General features: G+C 59.4%; 27 protein-coding genes. 6 read left to right on the top strand and 21 right to left on the bottom strand.

The features are described 5' to 3' along the window. Positions 1–125: 125 nt before the first annotated feature. The 4 genes from EOI86_RS15105 to EOI86_RS15090 are packed head-to-tail and all read left to right on the top strand — an operon-like array spanning position 126 to position 2,337. Positions 126–497, top strand: coding sequence for a hypothetical protein (locus EOI86_RS15105; RefSeq protein WP_127765994.1), 372 nt, complete (start codon positions 126–128; stop codon positions 495–497). Between the two features lie 54 nt (positions 498–551). Further along, positions 552–1,277, top strand: a complete 726-nt coding sequence (gene nthA, locus EOI86_RS15100) for a nitrile hydratase subunit alpha (RefSeq protein ID WP_127765993.1) — start codon at positions 552–554, stop codon at positions 1,275–1,277. Further along, entirely contained in the window at positions 1,274–1,945 is a 672-nt protein-coding gene (gene nthB, locus EOI86_RS15095; protein WP_127765992.1) for a nitrile hydratase subunit beta, read from the top strand. The genes nthA and nthB overlap by 4 nt, the downstream gene beginning before the upstream one ends. Then, entirely contained in the window at positions 1,942–2,337 is a 396-nt protein-coding gene (locus tag EOI86_RS15090) for a nitrile hydratase accessory protein (protein WP_127765991.1), read from the top strand. The genes nthB and EOI86_RS15090 overlap by 4 nt, the downstream gene beginning before the upstream one ends. Positions 2,338–2,680: 343 nt before the next feature. On the opposite strand, the gene ccmI is transcribed toward EOI86_RS15090, so the two are convergent. From ccmI to EOI86_RS15030, 12 genes are all read right to left on the bottom strand, one after another. Next, positions 2,681–4,408, bottom strand: coding sequence for a c-type cytochrome biogenesis protein CcmI (ccmI, locus tag EOI86_RS15085; RefSeq protein WP_127765990.1), 1,728 nt, complete (start codon positions 4,406–4,408; stop codon positions 2,681–2,683). A 6-nt stretch (positions 4,409–4,414) separates the two neighbouring features. Next, positions 4,415–4,960, bottom strand: a complete 546-nt coding sequence (locus EOI86_RS15080) for a cytochrome c-type biogenesis protein (RefSeq protein ID WP_127765989.1) — start codon at positions 4,958–4,960, stop codon at positions 4,415–4,417. Continuing rightward, positions 4,957–5,487 (bottom strand): DsbE family thiol:disulfide interchange protein, encoded by a 531-nt coding sequence (locus EOI86_RS15075; protein ID WP_127765988.1) that lies wholly within the window; start codon positions 5,485–5,487, stop codon positions 4,957–4,959. Before EOI86_RS15075 ends, EOI86_RS15080 begins: the two co-directional genes overlap by 4 nt. A gap of 81 nt (positions 5,488–5,568) precedes the next feature. Continuing rightward, complete coding sequence (locus EOI86_RS15070) at positions 5,569–7,584, bottom strand: heme lyase CcmF/NrfE family subunit (protein WP_127765987.1); 2,016 nt, start codon at positions 7,582–7,584, stop codon at positions 5,569–5,571. Continuing rightward, positions 7,581–8,048 (bottom strand): cytochrome c maturation protein CcmE, encoded by a 468-nt coding sequence (gene ccmE / locus EOI86_RS15065; RefSeq protein WP_127765986.1) that lies wholly within the window; start codon positions 8,046–8,048, stop codon positions 7,581–7,583. Before ccmE ends, EOI86_RS15070 begins: the two co-directional genes overlap by 4 nt. Then, positions 8,048–8,260: a heme exporter protein CcmD gene (ccmD, locus tag EOI86_RS15060; RefSeq protein ID WP_240035683.1), complete on the bottom strand. Its 213-nt coding sequence runs from the start codon at positions 8,258–8,260 to the stop codon at positions 8,048–8,050. Before ccmD ends, ccmE begins: the two co-directional genes overlap by 1 nt. Beyond that, on the bottom strand, positions 8,257–9,048 hold the full coding sequence (locus tag EOI86_RS15055; protein WP_127765985.1) for a heme ABC transporter permease: 792 nt from the start codon (positions 9,046–9,048) through the stop codon (positions 8,257–8,259). The genes ccmD and EOI86_RS15055 overlap by 4 nt, the downstream gene beginning before the upstream one ends. A gap of 96 nt (positions 9,049–9,144) precedes the next feature. Beyond that, positions 9,145–9,813: a heme exporter protein CcmB gene (ccmB, locus tag EOI86_RS15050; RefSeq protein WP_127765984.1), complete on the bottom strand. Its 669-nt coding sequence runs from the start codon at positions 9,811–9,813 to the stop codon at positions 9,145–9,147. A 13-nt stretch (positions 9,814–9,826) separates the two neighbouring features. Further along, positions 9,827–10,468, bottom strand: a complete 642-nt coding sequence (gene ccmA, locus EOI86_RS15045; RefSeq protein ID WP_127765983.1) for a heme ABC exporter ATP-binding protein CcmA — start codon at positions 10,466–10,468, stop codon at positions 9,827–9,829. 366 nt (positions 10,469–10,834) lie between these two features. Continuing rightward, positions 10,835–11,146 carry a cupin domain-containing protein gene (locus tag EOI86_RS15040; protein ID WP_127765982.1) on the bottom strand — a complete coding sequence of 104 codons (312 nt, stop codon included), beginning with the start codon at positions 11,144–11,146 and terminating at the stop codon, positions 10,835–10,837. Positions 11,147–11,149: 3 nt separating this feature from the next. Beyond that, entirely contained in the window at positions 11,150–11,749 is a 600-nt protein-coding gene (locus EOI86_RS15035; RefSeq protein ID WP_127765981.1) for a DJ-1/PfpI family protein, read from the bottom strand. Then, the gene (locus tag EOI86_RS15030) at positions 11,746–12,720 is read right to left on the bottom strand and encodes a GlxA family transcriptional regulator (protein ID WP_127765980.1); all 975 of its coding nucleotides are present in this window, start codon (positions 12,718–12,720) and stop codon (positions 11,746–11,748) included. The genes EOI86_RS15035 and EOI86_RS15030 overlap by 4 nt, the downstream gene beginning before the upstream one ends. 187 nt (positions 12,721–12,907) lie before the next feature. Between EOI86_RS15030 and EOI86_RS15025 the strand changes: the two genes are divergently transcribed. After that, positions 12,908–13,951 (top strand): serine hydrolase domain-containing protein, encoded by a 1,044-nt coding sequence (locus EOI86_RS15025; RefSeq protein WP_127765979.1) that lies wholly within the window; start codon positions 12,908–12,910, stop codon positions 13,949–13,951. An 11-nt stretch (positions 13,952–13,962) separates the two neighbouring features. Here EOI86_RS15025 and EOI86_RS15020 read toward each other — a convergent pair whose 3' ends face one another. The 8 genes from EOI86_RS15020 to EOI86_RS14985 all read right to left on the bottom strand — a co-directional run bounded on the left by EOI86_RS15020 (position 13,963) and on the right by EOI86_RS14985 (position 23,671). Further along, the gene (locus EOI86_RS15020) at positions 13,963–15,201 is read right to left on the bottom strand and encodes a phenylacetate--CoA ligase family protein (RefSeq protein ID WP_127765978.1); all 1,239 of its coding nucleotides are present in this window, start codon (positions 15,199–15,201) and stop codon (positions 13,963–13,965) included. 62 nt (positions 15,202–15,263) lie between these two features. Further along, on the bottom strand, positions 15,264–16,118 hold the full coding sequence (locus tag EOI86_RS15015) for an ABC transporter ATP-binding protein (protein ID WP_420810093.1): 855 nt from the start codon (positions 16,116–16,118) through the stop codon (positions 15,264–15,266). 48 nt (positions 16,119–16,166) lie between these two features. After that, the gene (locus EOI86_RS15010; RefSeq protein ID WP_127765977.1) at positions 16,167–17,480 is read right to left on the bottom strand and encodes an ABC transporter substrate-binding protein; all 1,314 of its coding nucleotides are present in this window, start codon (positions 17,478–17,480) and stop codon (positions 16,167–16,169) included. 205 nt (positions 17,481–17,685) lie between these two features. Next, positions 17,686–18,762, bottom strand: coding sequence for a branched-chain amino acid ABC transporter permease (locus EOI86_RS15005; protein WP_127765976.1), 1,077 nt, complete (start codon positions 18,760–18,762; stop codon positions 17,686–17,688). 82 nt (positions 18,763–18,844) lie between these two features. Continuing rightward, on the bottom strand, positions 18,845–19,780 hold the full coding sequence (locus EOI86_RS15000) for a branched-chain amino acid ABC transporter permease (RefSeq protein WP_127765975.1): 936 nt from the start codon (positions 19,778–19,780) through the stop codon (positions 18,845–18,847). A gap of 71 nt (positions 19,781–19,851) precedes the next feature. Continuing rightward, positions 19,852–20,652 carry an ABC transporter ATP-binding protein gene (locus EOI86_RS14995; protein ID WP_127765974.1) on the bottom strand — a complete coding sequence of 267 codons (801 nt, stop codon included), beginning with the start codon at positions 20,650–20,652 and terminating at the stop codon, positions 19,852–19,854. A gap of 7 nt (positions 20,653–20,659) precedes the next feature. Further along, a complete protein-coding gene (locus tag EOI86_RS14990) occupies positions 20,660–22,645 on the bottom strand; it encodes an AMP-binding protein (RefSeq protein ID WP_127765973.1) in 1,986 nt (661 codons plus the stop codon). A gap of 348 nt (positions 22,646–22,993) precedes the next feature. After that, positions 22,994–23,671, bottom strand: coding sequence for a Crp/Fnr family transcriptional regulator (locus EOI86_RS14985; RefSeq protein ID WP_127765972.1), 678 nt, complete (start codon positions 23,669–23,671; stop codon positions 22,994–22,996). 242 nt (positions 23,672–23,913) lie between these two features. On the opposite strand from EOI86_RS14985, the gene EOI86_RS14980 reads away from it, so the two are divergent. After that, a complete protein-coding gene (locus tag EOI86_RS14980; protein WP_127765971.1) occupies positions 23,914–24,102 on the top strand; it encodes a hypothetical protein in 189 nt (62 codons plus the stop codon). A gap of 12 nt (positions 24,103–24,114) precedes the next feature. Here EOI86_RS14980 and EOI86_RS14975 read toward each other — a convergent pair whose 3' ends face one another. Further along, positions 24,115–24,732, bottom strand: a complete 618-nt coding sequence (locus tag EOI86_RS14975; protein WP_127765970.1) for an SCO family protein — start codon at positions 24,730–24,732, stop codon at positions 24,115–24,117. Between the last annotated feature and the right edge of the window lie 21 nt (positions 24,733–24,753).

Genomic DNA, 24,753 nt, shown 5'->3' with positions numbered 1-24,753 from the left:
GGATCTGTTTTGGGTTACACTAACCCTGTCGCGCATATGTCGGGCGAACGGGGAATAGGGGGCCAAACGGCTTGGCGGAGCGGTCGGTCATCGCTTTGTTCAAGCGCCAACAGCGGAGCATTGAAATGAAACTGCCCCTGAACAAAATTGCGGCTTTGGCCGCCGGCGGCGCCTTGCTCGTCGCCTGCGCCGGGACTGGGACGACCACGTCGGAAAGTGGGTCCGGCCCGGTCGTCATGTCAACGGGCGCTTATTCCGCCTATCAAACCTACACGTCCAAGGCGGACCCTCTTGTCTTCGCCTTATCCCAGGATGGCGAGCACGCCTACTTCTATTTTTGCCAATCGGTGGAAAAGGATTGCGACGAAGAGAAGTACATTCAAACCGCCATCGATCGCTGCTCCAGCCGCGGCGCCGAGCGGTGTTACGTCTTCGCACGGCGCAAGGCCATCGTTTGGCGCGACGCCGGCGACTGGAAACCGGCGACGGCCAGTTGACCGGTTTGGAATGGCGACCCATCTAAGGGTGACAACAGGGGTCGGGAAACGGATATGAGTGACGAGAATGAGCCGGCGGCGTCCGGTGGACACCATGCTCACGAACACGGGCATGACCACCATCATGGCCATCATCATGGTGGCCATCATCATCATGGACAGAATTTCACCGACCCGCCGCCCGACCCCGCTTTGCGCATCAAAGCGCTTGAATCCTTGTTGGTCGAGAAAGGGCTGATCGATCCGGCAGCCTTGGAAGTTCTGATCGACACCTATGAAACCAAGATCGGCCCCCGCAACGGTGCCAAGGTGGTCGCCCGCGCCTGGACGGACCCTGACTTCAAGGACTGGCTGCTGCGCGACGGCACGGCGGCCATTCACTCCATGGGATTTACGGGTCGCCAAGGCGAACACATGCGGGTTCTGGAGAACACGCCCACGGTACACAATGTCGTCGTCTGCACTTTGTGTTCCTGTTATCCCTGGGCAGTGCTGGGCTTGCCGCCGGTCTGGTATAAATCAGCCCCTTACCGGTCACGCGTGGTTTCCGATCCGCGGGGTGTCTTGGGTGAGTTCGGCACTGAACTGCCCGACGATGTCGAGATTCGCGTATGGGATTCCACATCCGAAATGCGGTTCATGGTCTTGCCCATGCGACCTTCGGGTACGGATGGAATGTCTGCCGAAGAATTGGAAGCCTTCGTCACCCGAAACAGCATGATTGGTGTCGAACCCGCCAAAGCCCCGGGGACCGTAGCCGGCAAGGAAGCTGCGGAATGAACGGACCGCACGATTTGGGCGGCGCCCACGGCTTGGGGCCTATCGATCCGGAACCGGAATCTGCGGAGCAGGTTTTCCACGAAGAATGGGAAAAACGTGCCCTTGCGGTAACCCTGGCCATGGGCGCGCTCGGCCAATGGAGCATCGATACCAGCCGTTATGCCCGTGAGAGGCAGCATCCAGTCGATTACCTGCGCAACACCTATTACGAAAACTGGATGGCGGGTTTGGAGACCTTGCTGCTCGAGAAGGGTATTGTAACGCCCGAAGAGCTTGCGACCGGAAGGGCCAAGGGTAAAGCCGATCCCGCTTTATTGGATCGCGTATTGAAGGCGGAAAATGTCCCGGCGGTGCTGGCCAAAGGCGCGCCTGCGGATATGGTGACACAGGATGCCCCCCAATTCGGCCCGGGGGATAGAGTGCGGGTCCGCAACTTTCACCCCCGAGGCCATACGCGAGCTCCGCGTTACATCCGGGGCCATATCGGAACGATCCATGAACACTATGGTTCCCATATCCTCCCCGATCGCAGCGCTGACGGGGAGAAGGCCGGTGTGCATCTCTACAATGTGCGTTTCGAAGGAGCCGAGATCTGGGGCCCGGATGCCCCTTCCCGGGAAGCGATCTATATCGACCTCTGGGAATCGTATCTTGAGGAACTTGGATGACGTCCGACAGTGAAAGCCACGGCTTCACCGCAATACCAGGCATCGATGCCGATGGGCCGGTCTTCCGAGAGCCTTGGGAAGCGCAAGCCTTCGCGCTCACCGTTACACTCCACGAAGCGGGGCTTTTCACCTGGGATGAATGGGCGGCGACGTTAAGCGCTGAAATCGCGTCGGCTCAATCCTCCGGCGACCCAGATCTTGGCAATACCTACTACCGCCATTGGCAAAACGCGCTTGAGCGGCTGGTTGTTGCAAAGGGTGCGACACTGGGCGACGAACTGGAGGGCCGTGTCGAAACTTGGCGGCAGGCCTATATGAATACACCCCATGGTCAGCCGATTGAACTGTCCGCGGGACACGCCGCAAGAAGGTCCACCGGCAACTCCGGCTGACGTTGCGGCACCCACGTACCTCTTGATACCATCCGCCGCCACCGGAATGGTGTAAATCTACTATTAGGTTTACGCGACCATTTCATTCGCCGAAAACGGCATCGCATAATTGTGCAATTCTGAACATTTGTCCAATACCGCACATAATGTTCTGTTTTTGCCAAATGCGTCAGGCGAAAATATCCGAAAAACAGTGTTACGTGATTGTTTTATATGATTTTATTAGCCATTTAAAACTATTCAGTTTTCTTGGTTAACAAAAAGATGACATATGAAGAAAACATCAAAAAAGACGGTGGTGAAGTTTCACCACCACCTATCTATCTACCGCACTTTTAAGAGGTTATTCTACCGATAGTAGTTCATCTCGCTGCCGTTCGAGTGCGGCGCGGTCTTGCGATCCTTCCGGCAGAGCGGACACCGCCTTGTCGAAATGTTCTGCCGCGGTATCACGATCACCTTTTTCCAGAGCACCAATTGCTTTGAACCACAGCGCTTCGACATTGTTGGGGTCGACCGCAAGCACATTGTCCATCAACGCTTGGCTTTCTTCGGTCGTCGGCACACCCGTCATACTGCGGATCAAACGCCCACGCAGCAGCATAACCGACGTTTCTTCGGGGAAGGCTTCCCCGGCCTTTTCGAGGGCGGCCAAGGCGTCCTGCGGACGGTCCAGCACATTGTAGGACCGAGCGAGCCGCATCCATCCCTCAAGATCGTTTGGGTTCTCCTCCAGCCGCGCGGCAAGCCCGCCGACCATTCCCTCAATCATGGCCTGACGGTCTTCGTCCGACATCTCCTGCGCCGCCGCCACATCGGCGGCGGATGGGCCGGGCGCAGTTTCGGTTTCCGACACCGCCCCCTCAGCACCCGGCGCCGTCAGGCCGAGTTCACCAGCCAAGCGACGCAATTCGGCCTTCGGCACCGGGGCGCGGTCAAAGATTTCCAACGCCTTGTCCAGTTCCGCCTGGGCCTGTTCCATATCACCCATGACCGTGCGCGCCCGGATCAACCGGGTCCACCCCTGGAAGTCCATTGGATTGTCTTCAAGCTTCGCCGCCAAACCATCGACCATACCGCGGATCATCGCCTGGCGGTCCGCGTCGGCCATTTGGTCCGCCGCCGCGATGTCTTCCGCGGTCGGTCCGGACTGGTCCGTTGCCGCGACAGCAGGCGGCGCGGGAGCATTCGGCAAGAGCGACGCCCCGTCCTGACCCAATTCGTCTGCAATTGAGATCGCCCGGTTCCGCACGGTTACCAGCCACGGCGCTCCCGGCTCTGCCGACCACGCCAATTTCACCAACGCATCCAAGGCGGCTTGATGATTGCCCGACTGGTATTCCGCTTCGGCTAAATAGAAGCTTGCGCGTGGGTCCCCCTCAGCGCCGATTTCTTGTGCCTTTTCAAAGGCGGCAACCGCATCCTTGGTGACCATGCCTTCCGCGGCGAGCACCAGAGCCTCACCCAATGCGCCAAAGGCACCGGGATCGTCGGGCGACAGTTCGACAACTTTCCGGAAGGTCTCAGCGGCTTTTCCAAAGTCCTGCATGGTCATGTAGGTTCGACCCAGCAGCAACCATCCGTCGGCATCGCCGGGTTCTTTTTCAAGCCGTTCCGCCAAGCGTTCGGCCATCGCACCCAGATTGCCCAAATCCCGTTCCTGGGCCTGTTGCATCCGGGCGATTTCATCAGCCCGCGACGCATAAGGAACATCCGAGGCAGTAGGCTGACCAAGGGTCAAATACAGCATCACCGCAGCCGCCGGCACGGCGACAGAGACAACCACGCCGGTCATCCGGTGAAGCCCGACGCCCCACCCCATCCGCGCCCCGACGGCACGTTTTGTGTCGGCGGCAAGCAGCCTGCGGGCGACTTCCGCCTTGGCCGCGGCGGCCTCCTGGTCGTTGACCAAGCCTTCAGCCAGTTCCCGGTCCAACTCCCGCAGCTGGCTCTTATAGACTTCGACGTCAAAATCCGCCGTTGTTTGCGCCTTTTGGCGTTGTCTAAAGAACGGCCATGCGATCAGTGCAACAACCAAGGCCGTGATCAGCGCGGCAAAAATCCAAAACATCACTCGTCACCCTTTCCGGTGTTCGCCGTCCGTGGCGCGGTCCTCATTCATCAACGCGGCGAGGCGCTTCTGTTCTGCCTCGCTCAGTCCGGTGCCTCCCTTGCCGCCTGGTGCGGAAGCCACAGCGCCTGGGGATGCGGCGGACTGTCGGCGCAGCCAGACAGCGACCCCAATCCCGGCGATCAGCAGGATTGCCGCGGGCCCGAACCAGAGCAGATATGTCCCGGGCTTTACCGGCGGACGAAGCAGGACGTAGTCGCCGTAGCGCGCCACGACAAAGTCCAGCACCTCATCGTTGGAATCGCCCTCGACCAAACGCTCACGCACGATGACGCGCAAATCCTTCGCCAGTTCGGCATTGGAATCGTCGATCGATTGGTTTTGGCACACAAGACAACGCAGTTCCTTTGACAGGTCGCGTGCCCGCCCTTCAAGGACCGGATCGTCCAGGACCTCGTCGGGCTGGACGGCCCAGGAAACCTGGAAACCGCCAAAAAGAAGCGCCATCGCCAAAAGAACGACCGGAAGGACGGATGAAACGAAAGACCTCATTGCTTCAGATCCCTGAGTAACGGCAGGACTTCATCTTTCATGATCGACGGCGTCAACGGACCGACACGCTTGTAGCGAATTCGACCATCCTTATCGATGACATAGGTTTCCGGCACGCCATAGACACCCAGTTCGATCCCGTTGCGCCCCGACTCATCAAAGCCGATCTGGCCATAAGGATCGCCCAGCTCGTTCAGCCAGGCGACCGCATCCTGTTTCTTGTCCTTCCAGTTCAGGCCGTAAACTGGGACGCCCTCCGTCTGCGCAAGGCGTGTTACCAGCGGGTGCTCCGCACGACATGGAACGCACCACGATGCCCAGATATTCAGCACCTTCACTTCACCCGTGAAATCCGCCGTACTGACCCCGGGTTTTCCCTCCACCAGCGGCGGCGCGTCGATTTGCGGCACCGGTTTGTCGATCAGGGCGGACGGCACGACGCTGGCATCATCGCCAAGGCGAACGAAAAAATAACTGGCCATGGCCGCGAACAGCAGCAGCGGCAGCAGGAAGAACAATCGGCTCATAGGCTGGTCTGCTCCATCGGTTCACTCTGTCGGGGAAGCGGGCCGTACCCACCTCCAAGCAGAGACGTCCAAATCATGCGGTTATTCGGCAGGCGCCGGTTGAGCATCCGGTCCGGCAGATTTCCGGCTGGCCTTCGGCGCACCGATACGCAAGCGCCGGTCGCTGAGGGAAATCAAACCGCCGAGCACCATGACAATGGTGCCCCACCAAAGCCAGGGCGCGAACGGTTTCCGGTACGCGCGCACCGTGATGCCGCCCTGCCCGTCCAAATCGCCGAGCGCGACATAAACATCCGTGAAAAAGCCGGACATGATCGCCGCTTCCGTCGTTTCCTGGCCCCGGGCGACATATCGCCGGTTTTCGGGTGACATCAGGGCGACGGGCTTACCGCCTTCTTCGTCACGGACAGCGAAATTTCCCCGAAGTGCGACGTAATTCGGCCCGCGGATCTCTTCTGCCCCAAGAAACTCCAGGCTCTGCGGCCCAACTTGGATCGTTTCCTTCGGCTTCATGACGGTGATCACTTCCGTCGTCAGCAATGAGGCCCCGGTCGCCCCGGCCACCAGAACACCCACACCCAGATGGGCCAGCGTCATGCCCCAGCTGCTGCGTGGCAAACCGAACAGCCGGCGCGGAATATTCGCCAGCGCCGTCCGCCCCAGTCCCGCACGCGTGAGCAATTCGTTGACCGCGGACACGATCAGCCATGCCGCCAGGGTCAGGCCGATCACTGCATAGCCGGAATCGCCATACAGCAGGACGAGGGAGATAGCGCCCGCAGCCAAGGTAATGCCGAGCGCTATTTTCACCCGGCCCATGACCGCCCAAAGGTCAGCCCGTTTCCACGACAAGTACGGCCCGATGCCCAGAGCAATGAAAAGCGGGATCATCAAGGGCACGAAAGTGAGATTGAAGAAAGGCGGCCCAACGGAGATCTTGTCGCCCCCGGTCACTTCCAGGAAAAGCGGAAACAAGGTCCCGATCAGGACAACGGCGGAGGCCACCGTCAACAGCAGGTTGTTTAGAACCAGCGCACCCTCCCGACTGACCGGCCGAAACAGCCCGCCCCCCTGCATGGAAGGGGCCCGCCAAGCGTAAAGCGCGAGCGATCCGCCTATCGAAATCACCAACAGCAGAAGTATAAAAACGCCGCGTTCCGGGTCGGTCGCGAAAGCGTGGACCGACGTCAACACGCCCGAGCGAACCAGAAAAGTTCCGATCAGGCTGAAAGAAAACCCGATGATCGCCAACAGGATGGTCCAGCTTTTCAGCGTGTCCCGTTTTTCCACGACAATGGCGGAATGCAGCAATGCCGTCGCCGCCAGCCAAGGCATGAAGGACGCGTTTTCAACCGGATCCCAGAACCAGAACCCGCCCCAACCCAATTCGTAATAGGCCCACCACGATCCCAGCATGATCCCCGCGGTGAGGCAGGTCCATGCGAGCAGGGTCCAGGGCCGGACATACCGCGCCCAGGCGGCGTCCACCTTGCCTTCGATCAGGGCCGCGACGGCGAAGGAGAAGGAAATGGAAAGCCCAACATAGCCGAGGTAGAGCATCGGCGGATGGAAGGCGAGGCCGGGGTCCTGCAGCAGCGGGTTCAGGTCCTGACCTTCGAACGGCGGCGGAAAGACGCGCACGAAAGGATTGGAGGTGAACAGCATGAACAACAGGAAACCAACGGAAATCATCGCCTGAACGGACAGGGTCCGCGCCTTCAAACCCGGCGGCAAATTACGTCCGAAAAAGGCTACCATCGCGCCGAACAGCGCCAGCACGGTCACCCAAAGCAGCAACGACCCCTCATGGTTTCCCCAGGCGCCCGACACTTTGTAGAGCATCGGTTTCAGAGAGTGGGAATTCTGGACAACATTCAGGACGGAGAAGTCGCTGGTTACGAAAGCATGAATCAACGCCGCGAAGGAAATCAACAGGACCAGAAATTGTGCGATCGCCGTCGCCGGCGCGACTGCCATCAAGGCCATGTCGTCGCGCGCCGCCCCCACCATCGGGACGATTGCCTGAACCGCCGCTACGCAAAGCGCCAGGACCAGGGTGAAATGGCCGATCTCGGCAATGCTGAGTCCATCGATCATTGCGTTGCCTTTTCACCTTCTGCCGTATCTTTCCACGTACCGGCCCGTTTCATCGCCTCAACGGCTTCGGCCGGCAGGTAGTTTTCATCATGTTTCGCCAGGACTTCGTCAGCCGTGAAAAGGCCCGCGTCGTCCAGCATGCCTTGCGTCACGACGCCCTGCCCTTCGCGGAACAGGTCCGGCAGGATGCCGGTATAGGCGACTTGCACCGAGCTTTTCATGTCGGTGACCCGAAAGGTCGTCGTCGCGCCGCTTTTCGTTACGCTGCCTTCTTCGACAAGCCCCCCCAAACGGAATTTCTGACCGGGTTCCACCACCTTTTCGACCACCTCGGTGGGGCCATAAAAGACGTTGATCCCGTCTTCGAGCGCAAAGAGAGTCAGGCCGACCACCAAGGCGAAGGACGCGAATCCGGCCCCGACGATCATCATGCGCCTTTGTTTGCGCGTTGCCGCTTTTCGCATCAGGCCTTGGCCTCCAATTCGGGTTTAGTGGCGGGGTCCGCGGTCCGTTCCCGCCTGCGGGCACGGCCCGCGCGCAAGGTCTCGACGAGTTTCTCGTTCGTACGCATGCTGCGCAGGGACTGGACCACCAAAATGATCATGACCAGGGCGGTCAGACCGTAGCACGGCCAAATGAAGGCGCCGTATCCGCCCATCGCGAAAAAATCGCTCATCCGCCCACCTTCTCCATCTCCCGCCGCCCCGGTTCCGATGCGGACTGTTGATTGTCCGCTTCGGGGTTCGACGCCATGGCGCCCGACATCATGGCGATACGCAGTTTGCTCGCCGCGATTTCAGATCGCAGCCGTATTACCAAGATCATTAGGTAGAAACAGGTGAAACCGCCCAGCATGTAGAACAGTGGCGTCAGCATCTCCATCGCGATGGTCGGTCCGTCCATGCGGATAATACTGGCCGGCTGATGCAGCGTATTCCACCAGTCGACGGAAAACTTGATGATCGGCAAGTTCACCACCCCGACAAGCGCCAGGATCGCGGCGGGCTTGTTGCCACGGCCGGGTTCATCAAAGGCATTCGACAGCGCGATATAACCGGCATAGAGGAACAACAGAATCAGCATCGATGTCAGCCGCGCATCCCAGACCCACCATGTGCCCCACATAGGCTTGCCCCACAGCGACCCGGTCACGAGGCACAGGAAGGTGAAAACGAGGCCCACGGGCGCACTGGCCCGGGCAATCAATTCGGCCAGGGGGTGTTTCCAAATCAACAGGCTGAGACTGCTGCCCGCGATCACGCCATAGATCATGACACCCAGATAGGCTGCCGGCACATGGATATACATGATCCGGACAGTGTCGCCCTGCTGGTAATCGGATGGGGAGTTGAACAGTCCGAGGTATACGCCGATGCCTGTCAGAATCACGAATCCACCGACCGCAAACGGCAGGACCGCGTTGGCGATTTTCATGAAGCGTGTCGGGTTCGCAAATCGATGCATGGAACGCTTTTAGCCCGGTTTCCTCGACATGGCACTGATGTGGATCAGAACTTGCTTTTTTTAATCATTCTTTTCAACCGTGCAAACTGTCACAAACTACTGAAAGGACGTGCGAATCGCCGCAGCCGCCGCCCAAGGAGCCAAGGGAAGCGCCGCGGCCAGTATCGCAGCCATCAATAGGAGATGTGGACGGATCGGCAATCCCGCAAGGGCCGCGTCCACGGCAGTCACACCAAAAATCAGCACTGGGATATATAAAGGCAAGACCAACAGAGCCGTCAGCAGGTTCGCCCGCCGTGCGCCAAGAACCAAAGCCGCACCGATGGCGCCGATCAAGCTCAAGGTCGGTGTCCCGACCGCAAGCCCCACGATCAGCGGCAGAAAGCCTTCCGCCGGCATGTTCAACATCACCGCGATTACCGGCGCCAGCACAAGCAACGGAACACCGGTCGTCAACCAATGCGACAGGCTTTTTGCAAGCACCAGCAACGTCATCGGCACGGGCGACAGGGCCATCAACTCCAGCGCACCGTCGTCGTAATCGGTCTGGAACAGCCGGTCGAGCGACAACATCACCGAAAGCAGGGCCAGTACCCAGATGACGCCGGCCGCCATGCCCGCCAGGACTTTCGGGTCCGGCCCGACGCCAAGCGGAAACAGGCTGGCCGCTATGATGAAGAAGGCGAGCGCCAGGACGACATCCGACCCCTGCCGGTAGGCGAGCCGCAGGTCGCGGCCCAGCATGGCGAGAAATCCCCGTTTCATTCGACCGCGCCCTTCACAGTGCCGACATCTGCGCCGGGTCCACGGCGAACTGATTGATCGAGAGCGTCTCTGCCCCGTCGAGCCCTAGGTCGACATGCGTCGCGGCCACCACGATGCCGCCCGCCGCCCGATGGTCCGCAATCGCCGACCGCAGCTTCGCGAGGGAAGCGGTATCCAACCCGACCGAGGGTTCGTCCAGCAGCCATAAATCCGTTTCCGAAACCAACAATCGGGCCAGCGCCAAGCGCCGCCGTTGCCCTGCGGAGAGATAGCGTCCGGGCAAGGCGCTCTGCGTTTCCAACCCCATCGCGTCGATCGCAGCCGAAACCGGCTTATCGCTGCCGCTCAGCGCCTGCCAGAAGGATAGATCTTCAGCGACCGTCAAGGGCGGCTTCACAGCCTCCGCATGGGCAAGGTAATGCAGCCGGGCGCGATGATCTTCTGGGTCTTGGTCCACGGGAACATCGTCCCAGGCCAACGCGCCGAGCGTAGGCGGAATAAGGCCGGCCATCAGGCGCAGCAAGGTCGACTTGCCGCTGCCATTGGGGCCGGTCAGCAATAAGGCACCACCGCTGGACACGGAAAAGCTGAGCCCGTCGAAAACGAGCCTGCCACCACGAATGCAGGAGATGTCGGTGCCGGAGAATGAGGCCATGCCGCATTAGACCCAAACCGCCCGTTTTCGCAACCGTGCAAGCCGGAATATCGCTTGAGATTTGCGGTTCCGCGGCTGGCTTTACGTCATGTTTAAGGGGCTGGAGGGGGCGGCGGCCGTCGATGGGGGAGGTATCGACGGCCGCCTATTTGCTGCAACGGCCTGGTCAGGGCCGTTACGGGATCCTGATTGGGGGATGGATCCCGTTGAGAGGGGAGGTCTCAGCGCTTCACTATATGGGGTGGTGGGGTAACTTTCCCAGAGGTTGAATTAAGGCAATTTCAAGGCAGGTCTTCACGAAATCTTGGGCGACCATCCCTAAGTCTGGAAAACTATCCGTAAGAACGGCCTGTGTGGGAAAGGCGATCAAACGCTGCCTTCCCGCTCTATCACAAGAACATAGGCTGCACCCTCAGGCACCGCGCAGTGTTCGTCCCCTTCCTTGAAATGACAGATGTCCCCTGGCCCCATCTGCCAAATCGTCTCTCCATCGCCGTTCCGGTGGTGCATTTTCACGGCGCCGTCCAACACCACGAAGACTTCCTGCCCGTCGTTTTCGTGCCAACGATAGGGCTGGTCCGTCCAATGCATCCGCACGGTCACGCCGTCCATATTGGCAATATCCAGAGCGTTCCAAGCCGTGTCCGGTTTGAAGGAGTGCGGAGTGATGAAATTCATCGATCAAGCCTCATAGGAATATGGCGGGGCGGGGAAATACTCGATGCCCTGTTGCACCTCGCGCGCATAGTCCGCGCCCGCCAGTTGCCCGACGAGCCACAAGGCCATGTCGATTCCGGCGGATACACCGGCGGAGGTAACCAGATTGCCGTCGCGGACAAACCGCACCCCCGCCAAAACTTCCGCGTCGGACCATTGCCGCATCGGTTCGACGACGTCGTGATAGGTGGTGATGCGTTTGCCCTTGGCGAGGCCGGCCTTCGCCAACACCATGGCGCCGGTGCACACCGCCGTGATCCAGGTACAGCCGGCTGCCGTCTTTCGCACCCAGTCCAGCATCGCCTCATCCTTTATCATCGGGCGTGTCCCCGGGCCGCCCGGTATCAGCAGGATGTCGATTTGAGGGGCAGTTTCGAAGGAATGGTCCGGTGTGATCACCATGCCCTTGCCGCAAGTAACCGGGGCACCGTCCCCGGAAAGGGTGAAGACAGACATCGGTTTCGGCGGCGACCCTTCCTTCGCGGCCCAGGCAAACACTTCCCACGGACCAACGGCGTCCAATTCTTCAACCCCGTCGAAAAGCAATATAGCAATGGAATTCATACGCTTTCTTTACTCCTGAAACGGTCACGATACTCCTGCGGCGATACACCGAGGGAACGCTGGAATGATCGTCGCATCCGATCCGCCCCGCCAAAACCGCGATTTGCGGCAATCTTGTCGATGGTGAGGCCGCCATCCTCCAGGTCCCGCCGCGCCGCGTCGATCCGAGCATGCTCAACGAATTTGGCGGGTGTCACGCCGAGATCCTGCGCAAAGCGCCGTGCGAGGCTGCGCGGCGCCATCGCCGCTTGGTCGGCCAGATCTTCCACGCTCAGCGGTTTGTCCAGATTGTCGAATATCCATTGCCGCAGCCGCTCGAACCGGCTTGACGACGTGGCCTGGGCTGACAGCTCCCGGCTGAACTGGCTCTGCCCGCCAGGGCGCTTCAAATAGACCACCAACATACGTGCGGTCGCCAATGCGACATCCCGGCCGTGGTCTTCCTCAATCAGCGCCAAGGCAAGATCGATACCCGCGGTTACACCCGCAGCCGTGACAAACTGACCGTCCCGGACATAGATGTCATCCCGTTGAACCGATATCCGTGGATACTCGCGGGCAAGTTGGTCAGTATCGTCCCAATGGGTCGTCGCCCGACGCCCGTTCAGCAGCCCCGCTTCCGCCAGAAGGAAAGCACCGGTGCAGACCGACGCGGTGCGGCGGGCCATGCCGGAAAGGCGGCGCGCGGAGAAAAGCATGTCCTTATCCTTCATCGCCGTGCGAACACCACGCCCGCCGATAAAGATTAACGTGTCCAGATTCTCGCCCAACTGATCCCAGCTGGTTTGCGCCATCAGCGTCAGGCCTGACGATGCCTCCACTGGTCCCTTTTGCCGGGCCGTTGTCACGACCTTATATGCCGGGTCGCCGCCGAGCAGCCTGTTGGTTAGGGCGAAGGCCTCCAAGGGGCCCGTCGCGTCCAACATCTGAAAATCCGGGTAAAGAACCGCTGCGACTACTTTCTCCGCCATGGCGTAACCGATCCGTTCCGATGTTCTTCTACCCCCTCTATGATCATAGGCGATATATTGATTGGCAGAAATGTCAATTAAGCGTCGTTTTCTGCCATATTTTTGGAGCGGACTTGGGAAGGATTGCAGGAAGCCGTGTGAAACAATCCAATGCCCGAAACAATCGGTTTCAGGATGATTTCAACCCATGACGACCAGAGACGACTTCATTGCACTGGCCCTTCAGTCGGAAGTGGATTGGCCTCGCGACCTCGATGAATCGCCCTTGCCCGGCCTGACCGAGATCGAACCGCCACCCTGGAACAAAGTGCTCGGGCCGCTTTTCGAGCGCGGAGGGCCCAACGGCATCGTCTTTAAGAATGGCGAGGCCGTGGTGGAATGGGGTGACCCGGACCGTTGCGACCTCACTTTCTCAATCGCCAAATCCTATCTATCGATATTGGCGGGCGTGGCGCTTGGCGACGGGCTGATCGGGTCGTTGGACGACCCGGTTGCAAAGACACTGCCCGGGCAGGAATTCGACGGACCGCATAACGGCGCGATCACGTGGCGGCACCTGTTGACCTTGACCAGCGAGTGGGACGGCCAATTGTGGGACAAGCCCGATCTGGTCGACCGGAATCGGCAAGTCGGCGCTGACGCCGACAACAGTCGCAAGGGCCAACACCGTGATTTGCAGGCACCGGGATCCTATTGGGAATATAATGACGTCCGCGTAAATCTGCTGTCGCTGTGCCTGTTACGGCTTTTCCGGCAACCGCTGCCTGCGGTCCTGAAGGAACGGATCATGGACCCGATCGGGGCGTCTGACACATGGACCTGGCACGGCTATGAGAATTCCTATGTCGATATCGACGGGACGCGAATGCAATCGGTCCCCGGCGGGTCCCACTGGGGCGGGGGACTACGCATCAGCAGCCGCGATCATGCGCTTTTCGGGCAACTCATCCTGAATGACGGTGTCTGGGACAACCGGCGCCTGCTGCCTGAGGGATGGACCGAAACCGTCCGGCAACCCTGTGCCGTCAACGACGGGTACGGGATGCTTTGGTGGCTGAACACCGCCGGGCGTGAATGGCCGTCCGGACCGGAAGACAGTTTTGCCGCAATGGGCGCCGGCGGAAACCTGTTATGGATCGCACCCCGACAGCGCATTGTCCTGGTTGCCCGTTGGACCGATGCCGCGGCGGTCGATCCGTTGCTTCGGATGGCGATGGAATTGTTCGGCTAGCGCTTGTTCCGCTAGACCTCGTATTTACGCTGGTCGTCGATGACCTTGCCATCGTTCGGCAAGCTGCCGGGGGCGACCAATTCGATCTTGCCCCGCAGTTTCAGTTCCCGCTGCACGGTATCGCCCACCGCATCGGCAAAACCGTCGCTCGTACCGTCCGCTTCCACCCGCACGACCATGACGTCGCTGTTGTCGACTAACGTCACCTCGACACGGATTTTGGCGATTTCCGCATGGGCCTTGGCAACGCGATCGACCTGCGCGGGGTCGACGAACATGCCTTTGACCTTCGTACGCTGGTCGGCGCGGCCCATCCACCCCTTGATCCGCACATTGGTGCGCCCGCAGGGGCTGGTTCCGGACAGGACGGCGGACATGTCGCCGGTCGCGAATCGAATCAGCGGATAGTCGGCATTGAATGTCGTCACCACGACTTCGCCCACTTCACCTTCCGCAACTGGATCGCCGGTACCGGGACGTAGAATTTCGACAATGACGCGTTCGTCCACCACCATGCCTTCCAGCGCCGGGGTTTCATAAGCAACCATCCCCAGATCCGCCGTTCCGTAGGATTGCAGCGTCGCGATACCGCGCGCCTGATAGGCATCACGCATACTGGGGAAAAGGGCGCCGCCGCCAACGAACGCCTTCTTCACCGACGGTAATGCAACGCCCATTTCATCCGCGCGTTCCAGTATCTTTCCCAAGAAATCGGGCGTGCCGATATAACCGTCGGCCTGGAAATAGGCCATCGCCTGGACCTGCTGTTCGGTGGCGCCGACACCGCCCGGATAGACCGTGCAGCCGACCGCCTGCGCGCCGACCTCCATCATCATGCCCGCAGGTGTGTGGTGATAGCTAAAGCAGTTATGAGCAACGTCACCCTTGCGGAAGCCGGCCGCAAACATGCCTCGGCCCATGCCCCACCAGTCGCGCCCCCGCCCTTCCGGGTCCGCGATCGGCCCGGGCGACAGGAAAACCCGCAATAGGTCGCGCACCGGGGTCGCGTTGAGACCGCCGAAAGGCGGGTTCTCTGCCTGTTGCGCCATCAGGTCCGACTTCCGCGTGACCGGCAATGCCACCAAGGCGGCAACCGTGTCGATGGTGGCGGGGTCGATATCGGCCAGAACTTTGCCGTAATAGGACGCGTTGGCCTTGGCATGCGCGATTTGCGCAGGCAGCGCCGTGGCCAAGTCCGTCGCGCGTTGATCCGCGCTGCGGGTTTCCAATGCATCGAAGAATTCGGTCATACTTCGCCCCCCGAAAATCGTCGGGCGGCATTCCGCCGCCCGTTTGCTGAATTTGGACCGCCCTAGAGCCAGCGCTTACGCCGCTTGTAGTGCTTCACTTCGCGGAAGCTCTTCCGTCCCTGCGTCGACAGACCGAGATAGAATTCCTTCACGTCCTCATTATTCGCGAGGTCCGCCGCCGCCCCGTCCAGCACCACCCGTCCGTTTTCCAGGATGTAGCCGTAATCGGAATAGCGCAGCGCGACATTGGTGTTTTGTTCGGCGAGCAGGAAGGTCACGCCTTCGTTCTCGTTCAATTGCTTCACGATCTCGAAAATCTGTTCGACCAATTGCGGCGCCAGACCCATCGAGGGTTCGTCCAGCAGGATCAGTTTCGGGCGTGCCATGAGCGCGCGCCCAATGGCGCACATCTGCTGTTCCCCGCCCGACGTATAGCCGGCCTGAGAACTCCGTCGCTCCCTAAGCCTGGGGAAATAGTCGTAGACCTTTTCCAGGTCGGACTTCACGTCGGAGGCCCCGCCCCGCGTGTAGGCGCCTGTCAGGAGGTTTTCCTCCACGGTCAGGTGTTCGAAACAATGACGGCCTTCCATGACCTGAACGCAGCCGCGCTTGACCATCTCATTCGCGGTCAAGTCATTGGTCCGCTGTCCAGCCAGTTGGATCGAGCCTTTGGTAATCTCGCCGCGCTCAGCACGCAGCAGGTTGGAGATCGACTTGAGGGTCGTGGACTTGCCCGCCCCGTTGGCCCCGAGGAGGGCGACAATGCCCCCCTCGGGAACTTCAAACGACACGCCCTTCAAGACCAGAATGACATGGTCATAGATCGCTTCGATATTGTTGACCTGCAACAGTGCCGAAGAGGCCTTTTCCGTCACCTGGTCGGTTGCCTTGTCAGAGGCTGGGGCTTGCGCGTTCACGGGACTGTACCTCCAGTCGAATCAACCGGTTACTTAACCGACGGTCGCTTAGTTGCACGACCGCGGGGTGATGTTGTTTTCCGATGCATACTGAGCGGAATCCTGCTCGATCAGCGGGGCGACAACCTCGGTCATCGCGGGCACCCAATCGGAGATGATCTCCCACTTGTCGCCCTTCCACTGCTGAACCAGGATGGCCGGATTGTCGCCCTCATGGTTTTCACAGGTGATCTTGAGCGGCGGGATATAGCCCGTCATGCCCATTTCCGCGATCCGTTCTTCGCTCAGATCCAGGTTCTCCAGACCCCAGCGCATTTCTTCGCCGGAGATCTGACGGTTGCCGAACTTGGCCTGCGCCGTACGGATGGCTTCGACGATATACGCAGCATTGGCGAAACCACGAGCCCAGAGCGGATTGTTGTGCTCTGCCTTGTCAGCGGAAGAACCCTTGCCGGCCGCATACATCGCTTCGACATCCTTGTAAGCGTCGAAGCCGGTACCGACACCGTGGAAGGTAGCGGATTTATAGCCGATGGAGCCTTTGCCGGCCGGGACGACCGCGTCATTGCCGCCGGACCACCAGTTACCGATGAATTTTTCCATCGGGAAACGGATGTTGGACGCTTCACGAACGGCCGTGCCGTTCATCGCACCCCAACCCCACATGATGGCATAGTCGGGCTTGGTCTTGCGGATCTGCAACCAGATCGACTTCTGTTCGGTCATCGACGCCGGCGGAACCGGGTATTTGTCGTAGGTGAACCCGAATTTTTCCGCCAGGACGTCCAGCGTCGGGATCGGTTCCTTACCATAGGGGTGATCCAGGTAGATGTAGGCGAAACGCATGCCTTTCAGCTTGTCCAGACCACCAGCTTCATTGGCGATATACTGAACGACCGAGGTCGCCTGGCTCCAATAGGTTGCCGGGAAGTTGAAGACATAGGGGAAGACCTTGCCGTTCGCGGCACTGGTCCGGCCATACCCCATCGACAGGATCGGAATCTTGTCGTTGGTCGCCTTTTCGATCAGCGCGTAGGTAATGCCGGTCGACCATGGGCTGTACACCGTGGCGCCGCCACCGGTGCCCTTCGTACGGTCATAGCATTCGACGCCACGGTCGGTCGCATAGCCCGTGTCACATTCTTCCACCGCCAGCGGAACGCCGTTCACGCCGCCATCGCGTTCGTTGATCATTGCGAAATAGTCGAGATAACCGTTCGCCAGCGGGATGCCGCTCGGCGCATACGCACCGGTACGGTATACCAGCGCCGGGATCGGCTGATCGGCATATGCCGTCGCCGCGATACCCGCCAGGCCGACGGCGGAAGCCACCGCGGCCAATGCCATTTTACGGAATTCCATGGACTTTCCTCCTTCTGTTCAATCCAACAAGGCTGGGCCTTTGCGACCCTTGCACCTTGGTTTCCATAATCCCCCCTCGTTGTTAGGGCGCGAGGGTTCGTACATTGCTCTAAGGCCTTTCAAAGACGCCGCCGCGAGTGCCCATCGCGATAACGCCAGTCCTTAATGCGCAGTGTAGACCGTTCCTTCGACACGTGAAAACGCATCAATAAGGGAACGGCCACATCCGCAATTTCTCCTTTGCAAGCGCCCATAGCCGCGCCAGACCGTGGGGTTCAACGATGAGGAAGAACACGATGAGGCCACCGAAAACCATGAACTCGATATGCCTGATCGTCGCGGTCGACACATCCAGGCCGAGTACCCCGAAGAAATTGTTCAGGAAGATCGGTAGAGTGAAGATGAATGCCGCGCCCAGGAAGCTGCCAAGGATGCTGCCCAAACCACCGACGATGACCATGAACAGGATCTGGAAGGACCGGTTGATGTCGAAGGCCGACGGTTCGACCGTGTTGATGTAGCAGAACGCCCAAAGCGCACCGGCGACGCCGCAATAGAAGGAGCTGATCGCAAAGGCGCTCAACTTCGTTTGCAACGGCCGAATGCCGATCAATTCCGCAGCGATGTCCATGTCGCGAATTGCCATCCAGGTCCGCCCGACCCGACCTCGGACGAGATTCCGGGCGATCCAAGCAAGGGCAATGGTAAAGCAAACGACAAAGACATAGCGCGCCGTGGCGGAGGCTTCGGCCCCAGTCACGAGAATACCGAAGATTTCACGCGGCGGCGCCGTCGGCACGCCGGAAATCGAATAGTTCACGAACCAGGGCTGCTTCTGGAACAGCCATATCAGGAAGAATTGCGCCGCCAGCGTCGTCACCGCCAGGTAGAAGCCCTTGATCCGCAGACTGGGCGCCCCAAAGACAATGCCGATCATGGCCGATGAAACGCCGCCGGCGAGGATGCCGAAGATGATATTGACGTCCGGGAAGGCCGTGACGAACTTGTATCCCATATAGGCGCCGGCCGCCATGAAAGCCCCGGTGCCGAGCGAAACCTGCCCGGCATAGCCCGTCAGAATATTCAACCCGATCGCCGCGATCGACAGGATCAGCACCGGCACCAGGATCGACCCCAGCCAGTACTCGTTGCTGATAAAGGGAACGACGATTACCGCGAACAGCGTGACCGCGATGACGAAATACTTGTCCATCGGGATCGGCAACAGCGCCATATCCGCGTCGTAACTGGTTTTGAATACGCCCGCCTCGCGATAGATCATGCGAAACGCCCTCCTACTTCAATAACCGCCCCGTTGATGGGCAAAAACTTCACGAAACCCGACCGATCACCGCACCGCATCGCTAAACCCGCTCGATGATCTTGTCCCCGAACAGCCCCTGGGGACGGAAGAACAAGAAGACCAATGCAACGATATAGGCGAACCATTCTTCGATCGCGCCGCCGAACACACTGCCCCAATAAACCTCGGCCACCTTCTCGCCCGCACCGATGATCAGGCCGCCGATGATGGCGCCCGGGATGGATGTGAATCCGCCCAGGATCAAAACCGGCAGCGCCTTCAGCGCAATGACCGACAGCGAGAATTGGACGCCCAGTTTCGAGCCCCACAAAATGCCGGCCACCAGGGCCACAACCCCGGCCACAGCCCAGACGATGATCCAGATGTGATTCAAGGGAATACCGATGGAAAGAGCCGCCTGGTGGTCATCGGCCACGGCGCGCAGCGCCCGGCCAACCCGCGTGTAATGAAAAAACAGAGCCAGAACGGTGACCATGGCCCCGGCGACAACCGCGGCAAAGACATCCGCCTGTTGGATCATCGCATCGCCCATGAACCAGACATCGTTCGGAATTCCGACTTCCAGCGGTTTGATCTCGGACCCCCACAGGGTTTCCCCAAAGCCTTCCAGGAAGAAGGCCAAACCGATCGTCGCCATAAACAGGATGATCGGTTCTTGGTTCACTAGGTGCCGAAGGACCAATCGCTCCACCGCGAAAGCGAGCGCGGTCATGATCGCCATTGTGATCAAGAAGGCGAGCCAGATCGGCACACCGTGTTCCAGCAAACCGACGAAGTTCAGGGCGGCGAAGAGAACCATCACACCCTGGGAAAAGTTGAACACGCCCGACGCCTTGAAGATCAGCACGAAACCGAGCGCGACGAGCGAATACATGACACCGGCCATCAACCCGCCGAAGAAGACTTCGAAGAAGAAATACGGACTGTCGACGATTTCGACGAAGGGTGTCACGAAGATGCTTTGCAGGAATTCCATCGGTACAGCCCTTCTAAGCGATCACTATTGCGCGGTTGCGGCGAGCGCGGCAGCGGCGGAACAAAGAATGCCTATTCATGGGTCACCCCCAGATAAGCGTCGATGACCGCTTGGTCGCCCCGCACTTCATCCGGCGTTCCGTCCGCCAGTTTCCGGCCATAATCCAGCACGACCACACGGTCGCTGAGATCCATGACCACGCTCATGTCATGTTCGATAAGCGCGATTGTGGTGCCGAATTGCTCGTTCACATCAACGATGAAGCGCGACATATCTTCTTTTTCTTCCAGGTTCATCCCGGCCATCGGTTCGTCGAGCAGCAACAAGTCCGGCTCCGCCGCCAAGGCCCGGCCCAACTCAACGCGCTTCTGCAACCCATAGGGAAGGCGGCCGACCGGCGTGCGGCGGATCGCCTGGATCTCCAGAAAGTCGATGACCTTTTCCACGTGCTCCCGATGTTCGAGCTCTTCCTTCTTGCCGCGCAGCACGTAGAACGCCTGTTCGATCAAGCTGGCCTTCATCTTCAAGACCCGGCCGGTCATGATGTTGTCCAATGTCGACATCCCGCGGAACAGCGCGATGTTCTGGAAGGTCCGAGCAATCCCGTTCGACGCGGCGAGGTAGGGCCGCATCGGACGATAGGGAACGCCCTTGAAGTGAATTGTCCCTTCCTGCGGCTGATAAAAGCCGTTTATGACGTTCAGCATCGATGACTTGCCGGCGCCGTTCGGTCCGATGATCGAGCGGATTTCGCCCTTACGGATGTCGAAACTGATATCGTTCAGTGCCTTCACCCCGCCAAAGCCGAGGGTGATATTCTCTGCGTGCAGGATTTGCTCGCCGATGCGGCTCTGTTGATCCGTGACTGTCACTTGAACTCTACTCCGCGGCTTGGCTGAAGCTGGCGGACGGAGACACGGTCTCTGCGTCCACGATCTGGAGGTCCGCCTTCAGCGTTCCTTTTCGACCGTCTTCGAAAGTGATTTCGGTTTCGATCGACGCCGTAGACGCGTCGGAATACAAACCGTCGATCAACGGACCGTATTTGTCCGCGATGAAGCTGCGGCGAACCTTGCTGGTACGCGTCAACTCGCCATCATCGGCATCGAGAAGCTTGTGCAGAATCAGGAACCGCTTGATCTGCGATCCGGCGACGCGCTCTTCGGCGGCAAGATCCTTGTTCACCTGCGCGACGTGCTCGGAGACCATCTGGTAGATCTTCGGCAGGGCCGCCAGTTCCTGATACGACGCATAGGCGATGTTGTTTCGTTCTGCCCAGTTGCCGACCGCTTCCGGATCGATGTTGATCAGGGCAGCGCAGTAATCCCGCCCGTTCCCGATGGCGACGGCCTCGCGGATTTCCGGGAAGAACTTCAATTTGTTCTCGATATATTTCGGCGCGAAGAGCGATCCGTCCTTCAGTTTGCCGACATCCTTGGCGCGGTCGATGATTTTCAGGTGCCCGTCTTCGTCCAGGAAACCGGCATCACCCGTATGGAACCAGCCGCCGGTCTTCGCCTCTTCGGTCGCCTCCGGGTTCTTGAAGTATTCCTTGAAGATACCGGGGCTTTTGATCAGCAGTTCGCCGCTGTCGTCGATCATGATCTCGACGCCTTCCAACGGAACGCCGACCGTATCCGCCTTGATCTGACCGTCAGGCTGGATGGTGACGAAAACCGACGTTTCCGTCGACCCGTAGAGCTGCTTCAAGTTGATGCCGATGGAGCGGTAGAAATCGAAAATATCCGGCCCGATTGCTTCCCCGGCCGTATAGCCGATCCGCACGCGGCTGAGGCCAAGCACATTCTTCAGCGGACCGTAAACGAGGATTTCGCCCAAGCCATAAAGCAGGCGGTCTGTAAACGAGACCGGCTTGCCTTCCAGAATCTGAACACCGACCTTCCGCGCGATCTTCATGAAATAGTGGAACATGCCACGCTTCATCTTGCCGGCGTCTTCAATTCGGATCGACACCTGGGTCAGGATGTTTTCGAAAATCCGCGGCGGCGCGAAGAAATAGCTGGGGCCGAGTTCCCGAAGATCGGTCAGAACCGTGTCGGAACTTTCCGGGCAGGCCACGCAGAAGCCGGCGATATAGGATTGTGCGAAAGAGAACGCCGTGTCGCCAATCCACGCCAACGGCAGATAGGCGAGCACCTGGTCGCTTTCCCGGAGGCCTTCGAAGACGACACCCGCATAAGCCGCCTGCAACATGTTGTCGTAGGTCAGCAGCACGCCTTTCGGGTTGCCCGTCGTCCCGGAGGTATAGGGGATGATGCAGACGTCGTCGCCCTTGCCCTTGTCCACCTCCGCATCGACCGCGCCGGGATTCTTCGCAAGGTATTCCCGGCCGCGTTGACGAACGTCCTCATAGTCGTAGAGGAAGTCCTCGGTGTAGTCGCGTATCCCGCGTTTGTCGTCGAAAATGACATATTCGAGAGTCGAGAGATGCTGCTTCAGGTAAATGAGCTTGTCGACCTGCTCCTGATCCTCGGCGAGCGCGAAGCGCACTTCCGCGTGTTCCAGCGGAAACTTCATCTCATCGGCAACGGAATCCTGATAGATCGGCACCGGCACGGCACCGACGGACTGCGCAATCGCAATCATCCAATAGAGGCGGGGCCGATTATCCCCGATGATGGCAATACGGTCCCCGCGCTGGATGCCCATATCGAGCAAACCGGCGGCGACGCTGAAAACCTCGTCCTTCACTTCGGACCAGGTCCAGGATTGCCATATCCCCAAATCTTTCTCGCGCGCAGCAGGTTTGTCCGCGCGATGCTCGGCATTATACCGAAGCAGTTTCGGGAACGTATCGTAGGTCTTTATATCGGGAAGCGCAGATGCGCCCGACGCAGCCGACATTCCTGTCTCCTCCCTGAACGAAGGCCTCTTTTTGATTGGGCCTCTCTGTTCATAAAACATCCACTTTTGTGATGACGACGCAACAGTCGTCCCACCTACCGGCACACGTCAAGTTCTTAATTAGCGCCGGCGACCCATTACCAACCCCCTGAATCAGGGACCGAACGCGGGCTTAGAGCGGCCCCGCTTATCGTCCCAAATTCCTATGTCGGCGGAAAAGGAGTCTAGTGCTTACTGAAGCGCCGCGGAATAATCTGTCAACCAGACGACAATTCACGCAATTTTTGTGGCAAAACCATCGGTTAGCGGTACCCAAATGCGCCAACAGGCCACTAAATCTACCTATGATTATTCTGCACCGTAGGTTTTCAGCCCATCCAGATTCAGGACCGTTATGCCACCGTACTCCGCCCGCAGCAGACCTTGGGCCTGCAATTGGCGGATTGCTTGGTTGGCCGTCGGGCGGGAAACGCCGGCCAACAGACCGAGTTCTTCCTGGGTCAGATCAAGATGCCGTCCCGAATCGGGATAGAGGACCGGATTGAACATAATCGCCACCGCGCGGGCGACACGGCCGGTGGCATCCAGCATTCTGTCGTTTTCCAGCAGACCGATGAAATGACCCAGCCGTTCGTTCATCTGCACCACAAGAAAACGAGCGAAAGCGCCGCTATTTTCAAACAGCCACATGAAGGTTGTCCGGTCGATCATCGCCAGGCTGGACGGCCGAATCGCTACAATGTCGTATCGGCGTAGTTCGTCCTTCAGGATCGTTCCTTCCCCGAACCAGCCGCCGGAGTGAACACCGCTGAGGGTGACTTCTTTCCCCTCGCGGGAAATAGCCCTCATTTTCAACAGGCCGTCCGCAACTCCCATCCAATGATCGAACTTGTGCCCGGTCCCACAGACAAGCGCGCCGGCCGGATAGCGTCGCTCGACAGCGGCGGTCCGCACGCGCTCCAGTGCCTCGGGCTCAAGCGCCCGGGACCAGGCCGCGATTTCGTGTAAACGCGTGGCGTCGATCATCCGAGACGGCCTTGATAAGGCCGTGCACCGACCATGCGCAAAGTAAACAGCGCCAATGCCATCAGAGATCCTTCAACGTCCAGATTCATTAACCGAAACAACTTACCGCAGCGGCGCCGCAAACTTAGAACTCACTCCTCTGCATGATGAGGGTTCGGCAACCTACCCGCAAGTATGCTGCCACTGAAACATCAGTCCAGCCGCGGCTTCCACGACGCTGCGCAATCGCCTATGATCCGGTCATGCAGAACAATTCTCATTCCGGAAACAAGCTGGACAAACTGACCCTGGTATCGCTTGCCGGGACCGCGGCCGTGCTGCTTGTGGTCGTGCTGCTGTTCACCGTCCCTGGTTTCTCGGGCCTGGCTTCCAGCGGATACGACACCATGTACAGCGCGATGAACTACATGGCCGAAATGTGTCGGTTCTGACCGCTTTCATGCCTACATCAATTGCCGAATTGCATCCGCCATTTGTGCCGGGGTGATTTCATGGGCCATCACCGCCGCCAGGTTCCAATTCGCATCCATCAAGTAATAATAGGATGAGTGATCGACGAGATAGTCGTCGTCGCTGCGTCCCTTATCCCTGGCAAGGTAAACAACCCGGAAAGCCTTTGCGGCGGCGGTAATCTGTTCCGGACGCCCTGTTAGGCCGACCATCTGTTCGTGAAAGGCGGCCGCATAGTCGCCGACCACCTCCGTCCCATCCCGTTTCGGGTCGACGGTTATGAAAATCGGCGTCACCGCCTGGCCTTCGCTTCCCAACAAATCCAGCGCTTCGGTGATCGTCTGCAGACTGGTGGGGCAGACATCGGGACAATAGGTATAGCCGAAATAAATCACGGCAGGTCCGCCGGCGAAGGCTTCTTCCGTCACTTCCTGACCGTCCGCGCCGATCAGGGTGATCGGACCGCCGATTGCCGCATCGGTCTGAATCAGGCCGGGCCCTGCAATGGTCTTCGGTTCAGTGATTTCACGCCAAAGAATCCAGCCCGCCGTCCCCACGGCGGGAATGACGAAGAGGAGCCAGATCAGTCCGGTGCTGAAAAAACGTTTCATGGCGTCACGCTAACGTCCGGT

Origin of the sequence: Hwanghaeella grinnelliae (genome assembly GCF_004005845.1) — a bacterium.
GTDB lineage: Bacteria > Pseudomonadota > Alphaproteobacteria > UBA8366 > Aestuariispiraceae > Hwanghaeella > Hwanghaeella grinnelliae.
The sequence above is the reverse complement of the archived record's forward strand: the minus strand, read 5'-3'. Positions and strand labels throughout refer to the sequence as shown.

Coding starts and splice junctions, on each gene's coding strand:
- EOI86_RS15070 (WP_127765987.1), bottom strand. CDS start 7,584: ATGATCGATGGACTCAGCATTGCCGAGATCGGCCATTTCACCCTGGTC.
- EOI86_RS14975 (WP_127765970.1), bottom strand. CDS start 24,732: ATGAAACGTTTTTTCAGCACCGGACTGATCTGGCTCCTCTTCGTCATT.
- ccmE (WP_127765986.1), bottom strand. CDS start 8,048: ATGCGAAAAGCGGCAACGCGCAAACAAAGGCGCATGATGATCGTCGGG.
- EOI86_RS15000 (WP_127765975.1), bottom strand. CDS start 19,780: ATGGAATTCCTGCAAAGCATCTTCGTGACACCCTTCGTCGAAATCGTC.
- EOI86_RS15025 (WP_127765979.1), top strand. CDS start 12,908: ATGACGACCAGAGACGACTTCATTGCACTGGCCCTTCAGTCGGAAGTG.
- EOI86_RS14980 (WP_127765971.1), top strand. CDS start 23,914: ATGCAGAACAATTCTCATTCCGGAAACAAGCTGGACAAACTGACCCTG.
- EOI86_RS15105 (WP_127765994.1), top strand. CDS start 126: ATGAAACTGCCCCTGAACAAAATTGCGGCTTTGGCCGCCGGCGGCGCC.
- EOI86_RS14985 (WP_127765972.1), bottom strand. CDS start 23,671: ATGATCGACGCCACGCGTTTACACGAAATCGCGGCCTGGTCCCGGGCG.
- EOI86_RS14990 (WP_127765973.1), bottom strand. CDS start 22,645: ATGTCGGCTGCGTCGGGCGCATCTGCGCTTCCCGATATAAAGACCTAC.
- ccmI (WP_127765990.1), bottom strand. CDS start 4,408: ATGTTTTGGATTTTTGCCGCGCTGATCACGGCCTTGGTTGTTGCACTG.
- EOI86_RS15080 (WP_127765989.1), bottom strand. CDS start 4,960: ATGAGGTCTTTCGTTTCATCCGTCCTTCCGGTCGTTCTTTTGGCGATG.
- EOI86_RS15075 (WP_127765988.1), bottom strand. CDS start 5,487: ATGAGCCGATTGTTCTTCCTGCTGCCGCTGCTGCTGTTCGCGGCCATG.
- EOI86_RS15055 (WP_127765985.1), bottom strand. CDS start 9,048: ATGCATCGATTTGCGAACCCGACACGCTTCATGAAAATCGCCAACGCG.
- ccmD (WP_240035683.1), bottom strand. CDS start 8,260: ATGAGCGATTTTTTCGCGATGGGCGGATACGGCGCCTTCATTTGGCCG.
- ccmA (WP_127765983.1), bottom strand. CDS start 10,468: ATGGCCTCATTCTCCGGCACCGACATCTCCTGCATTCGTGGTGGCAGG.
- EOI86_RS15030 (WP_127765980.1), bottom strand. CDS start 12,720: ATGGCGGAGAAAGTAGTCGCAGCGGTTCTTTACCCGGATTTTCAGATG.
- EOI86_RS15040 (WP_127765982.1), bottom strand. CDS start 11,146: ATGAATTTCATCACTCCGCACTCCTTCAAACCGGACACGGCTTGGAAC.
- nthB (WP_127765992.1), top strand. CDS start 1,274: ATGAACGGACCGCACGATTTGGGCGGCGCCCACGGCTTGGGGCCTATC.
- ccmB (WP_127765984.1), bottom strand. CDS start 9,813: ATGAAACGGGGATTTCTCGCCATGCTGGGCCGCGACCTGCGGCTCGCC.
- EOI86_RS15090 (WP_127765991.1), top strand. CDS start 1,942: ATGACGTCCGACAGTGAAAGCCACGGCTTCACCGCAATACCAGGCATC.
- nthA (WP_127765993.1), top strand. CDS start 552: ATGAGTGACGAGAATGAGCCGGCGGCGTCCGGTGGACACCATGCTCAC.
- EOI86_RS15005 (WP_127765976.1), bottom strand. CDS start 18,762: ATGATCTATCGCGAGGCGGGCGTATTCAAAACCAGTTACGACGCGGAT.
- EOI86_RS15035 (WP_127765981.1), bottom strand. CDS start 11,749: ATGAATTCCATTGCTATATTGCTTTTCGACGGGGTTGAAGAATTGGAC.
- EOI86_RS15020 (WP_127765978.1), bottom strand. CDS start 15,201: ATGACCGAATTCTTCGATGCATTGGAAACCCGCAGCGCGGATCAACGC.
- EOI86_RS15010 (WP_127765977.1), bottom strand. CDS start 17,480: ATGGAATTCCGTAAAATGGCATTGGCCGCGGTGGCTTCCGCCGTCGGC.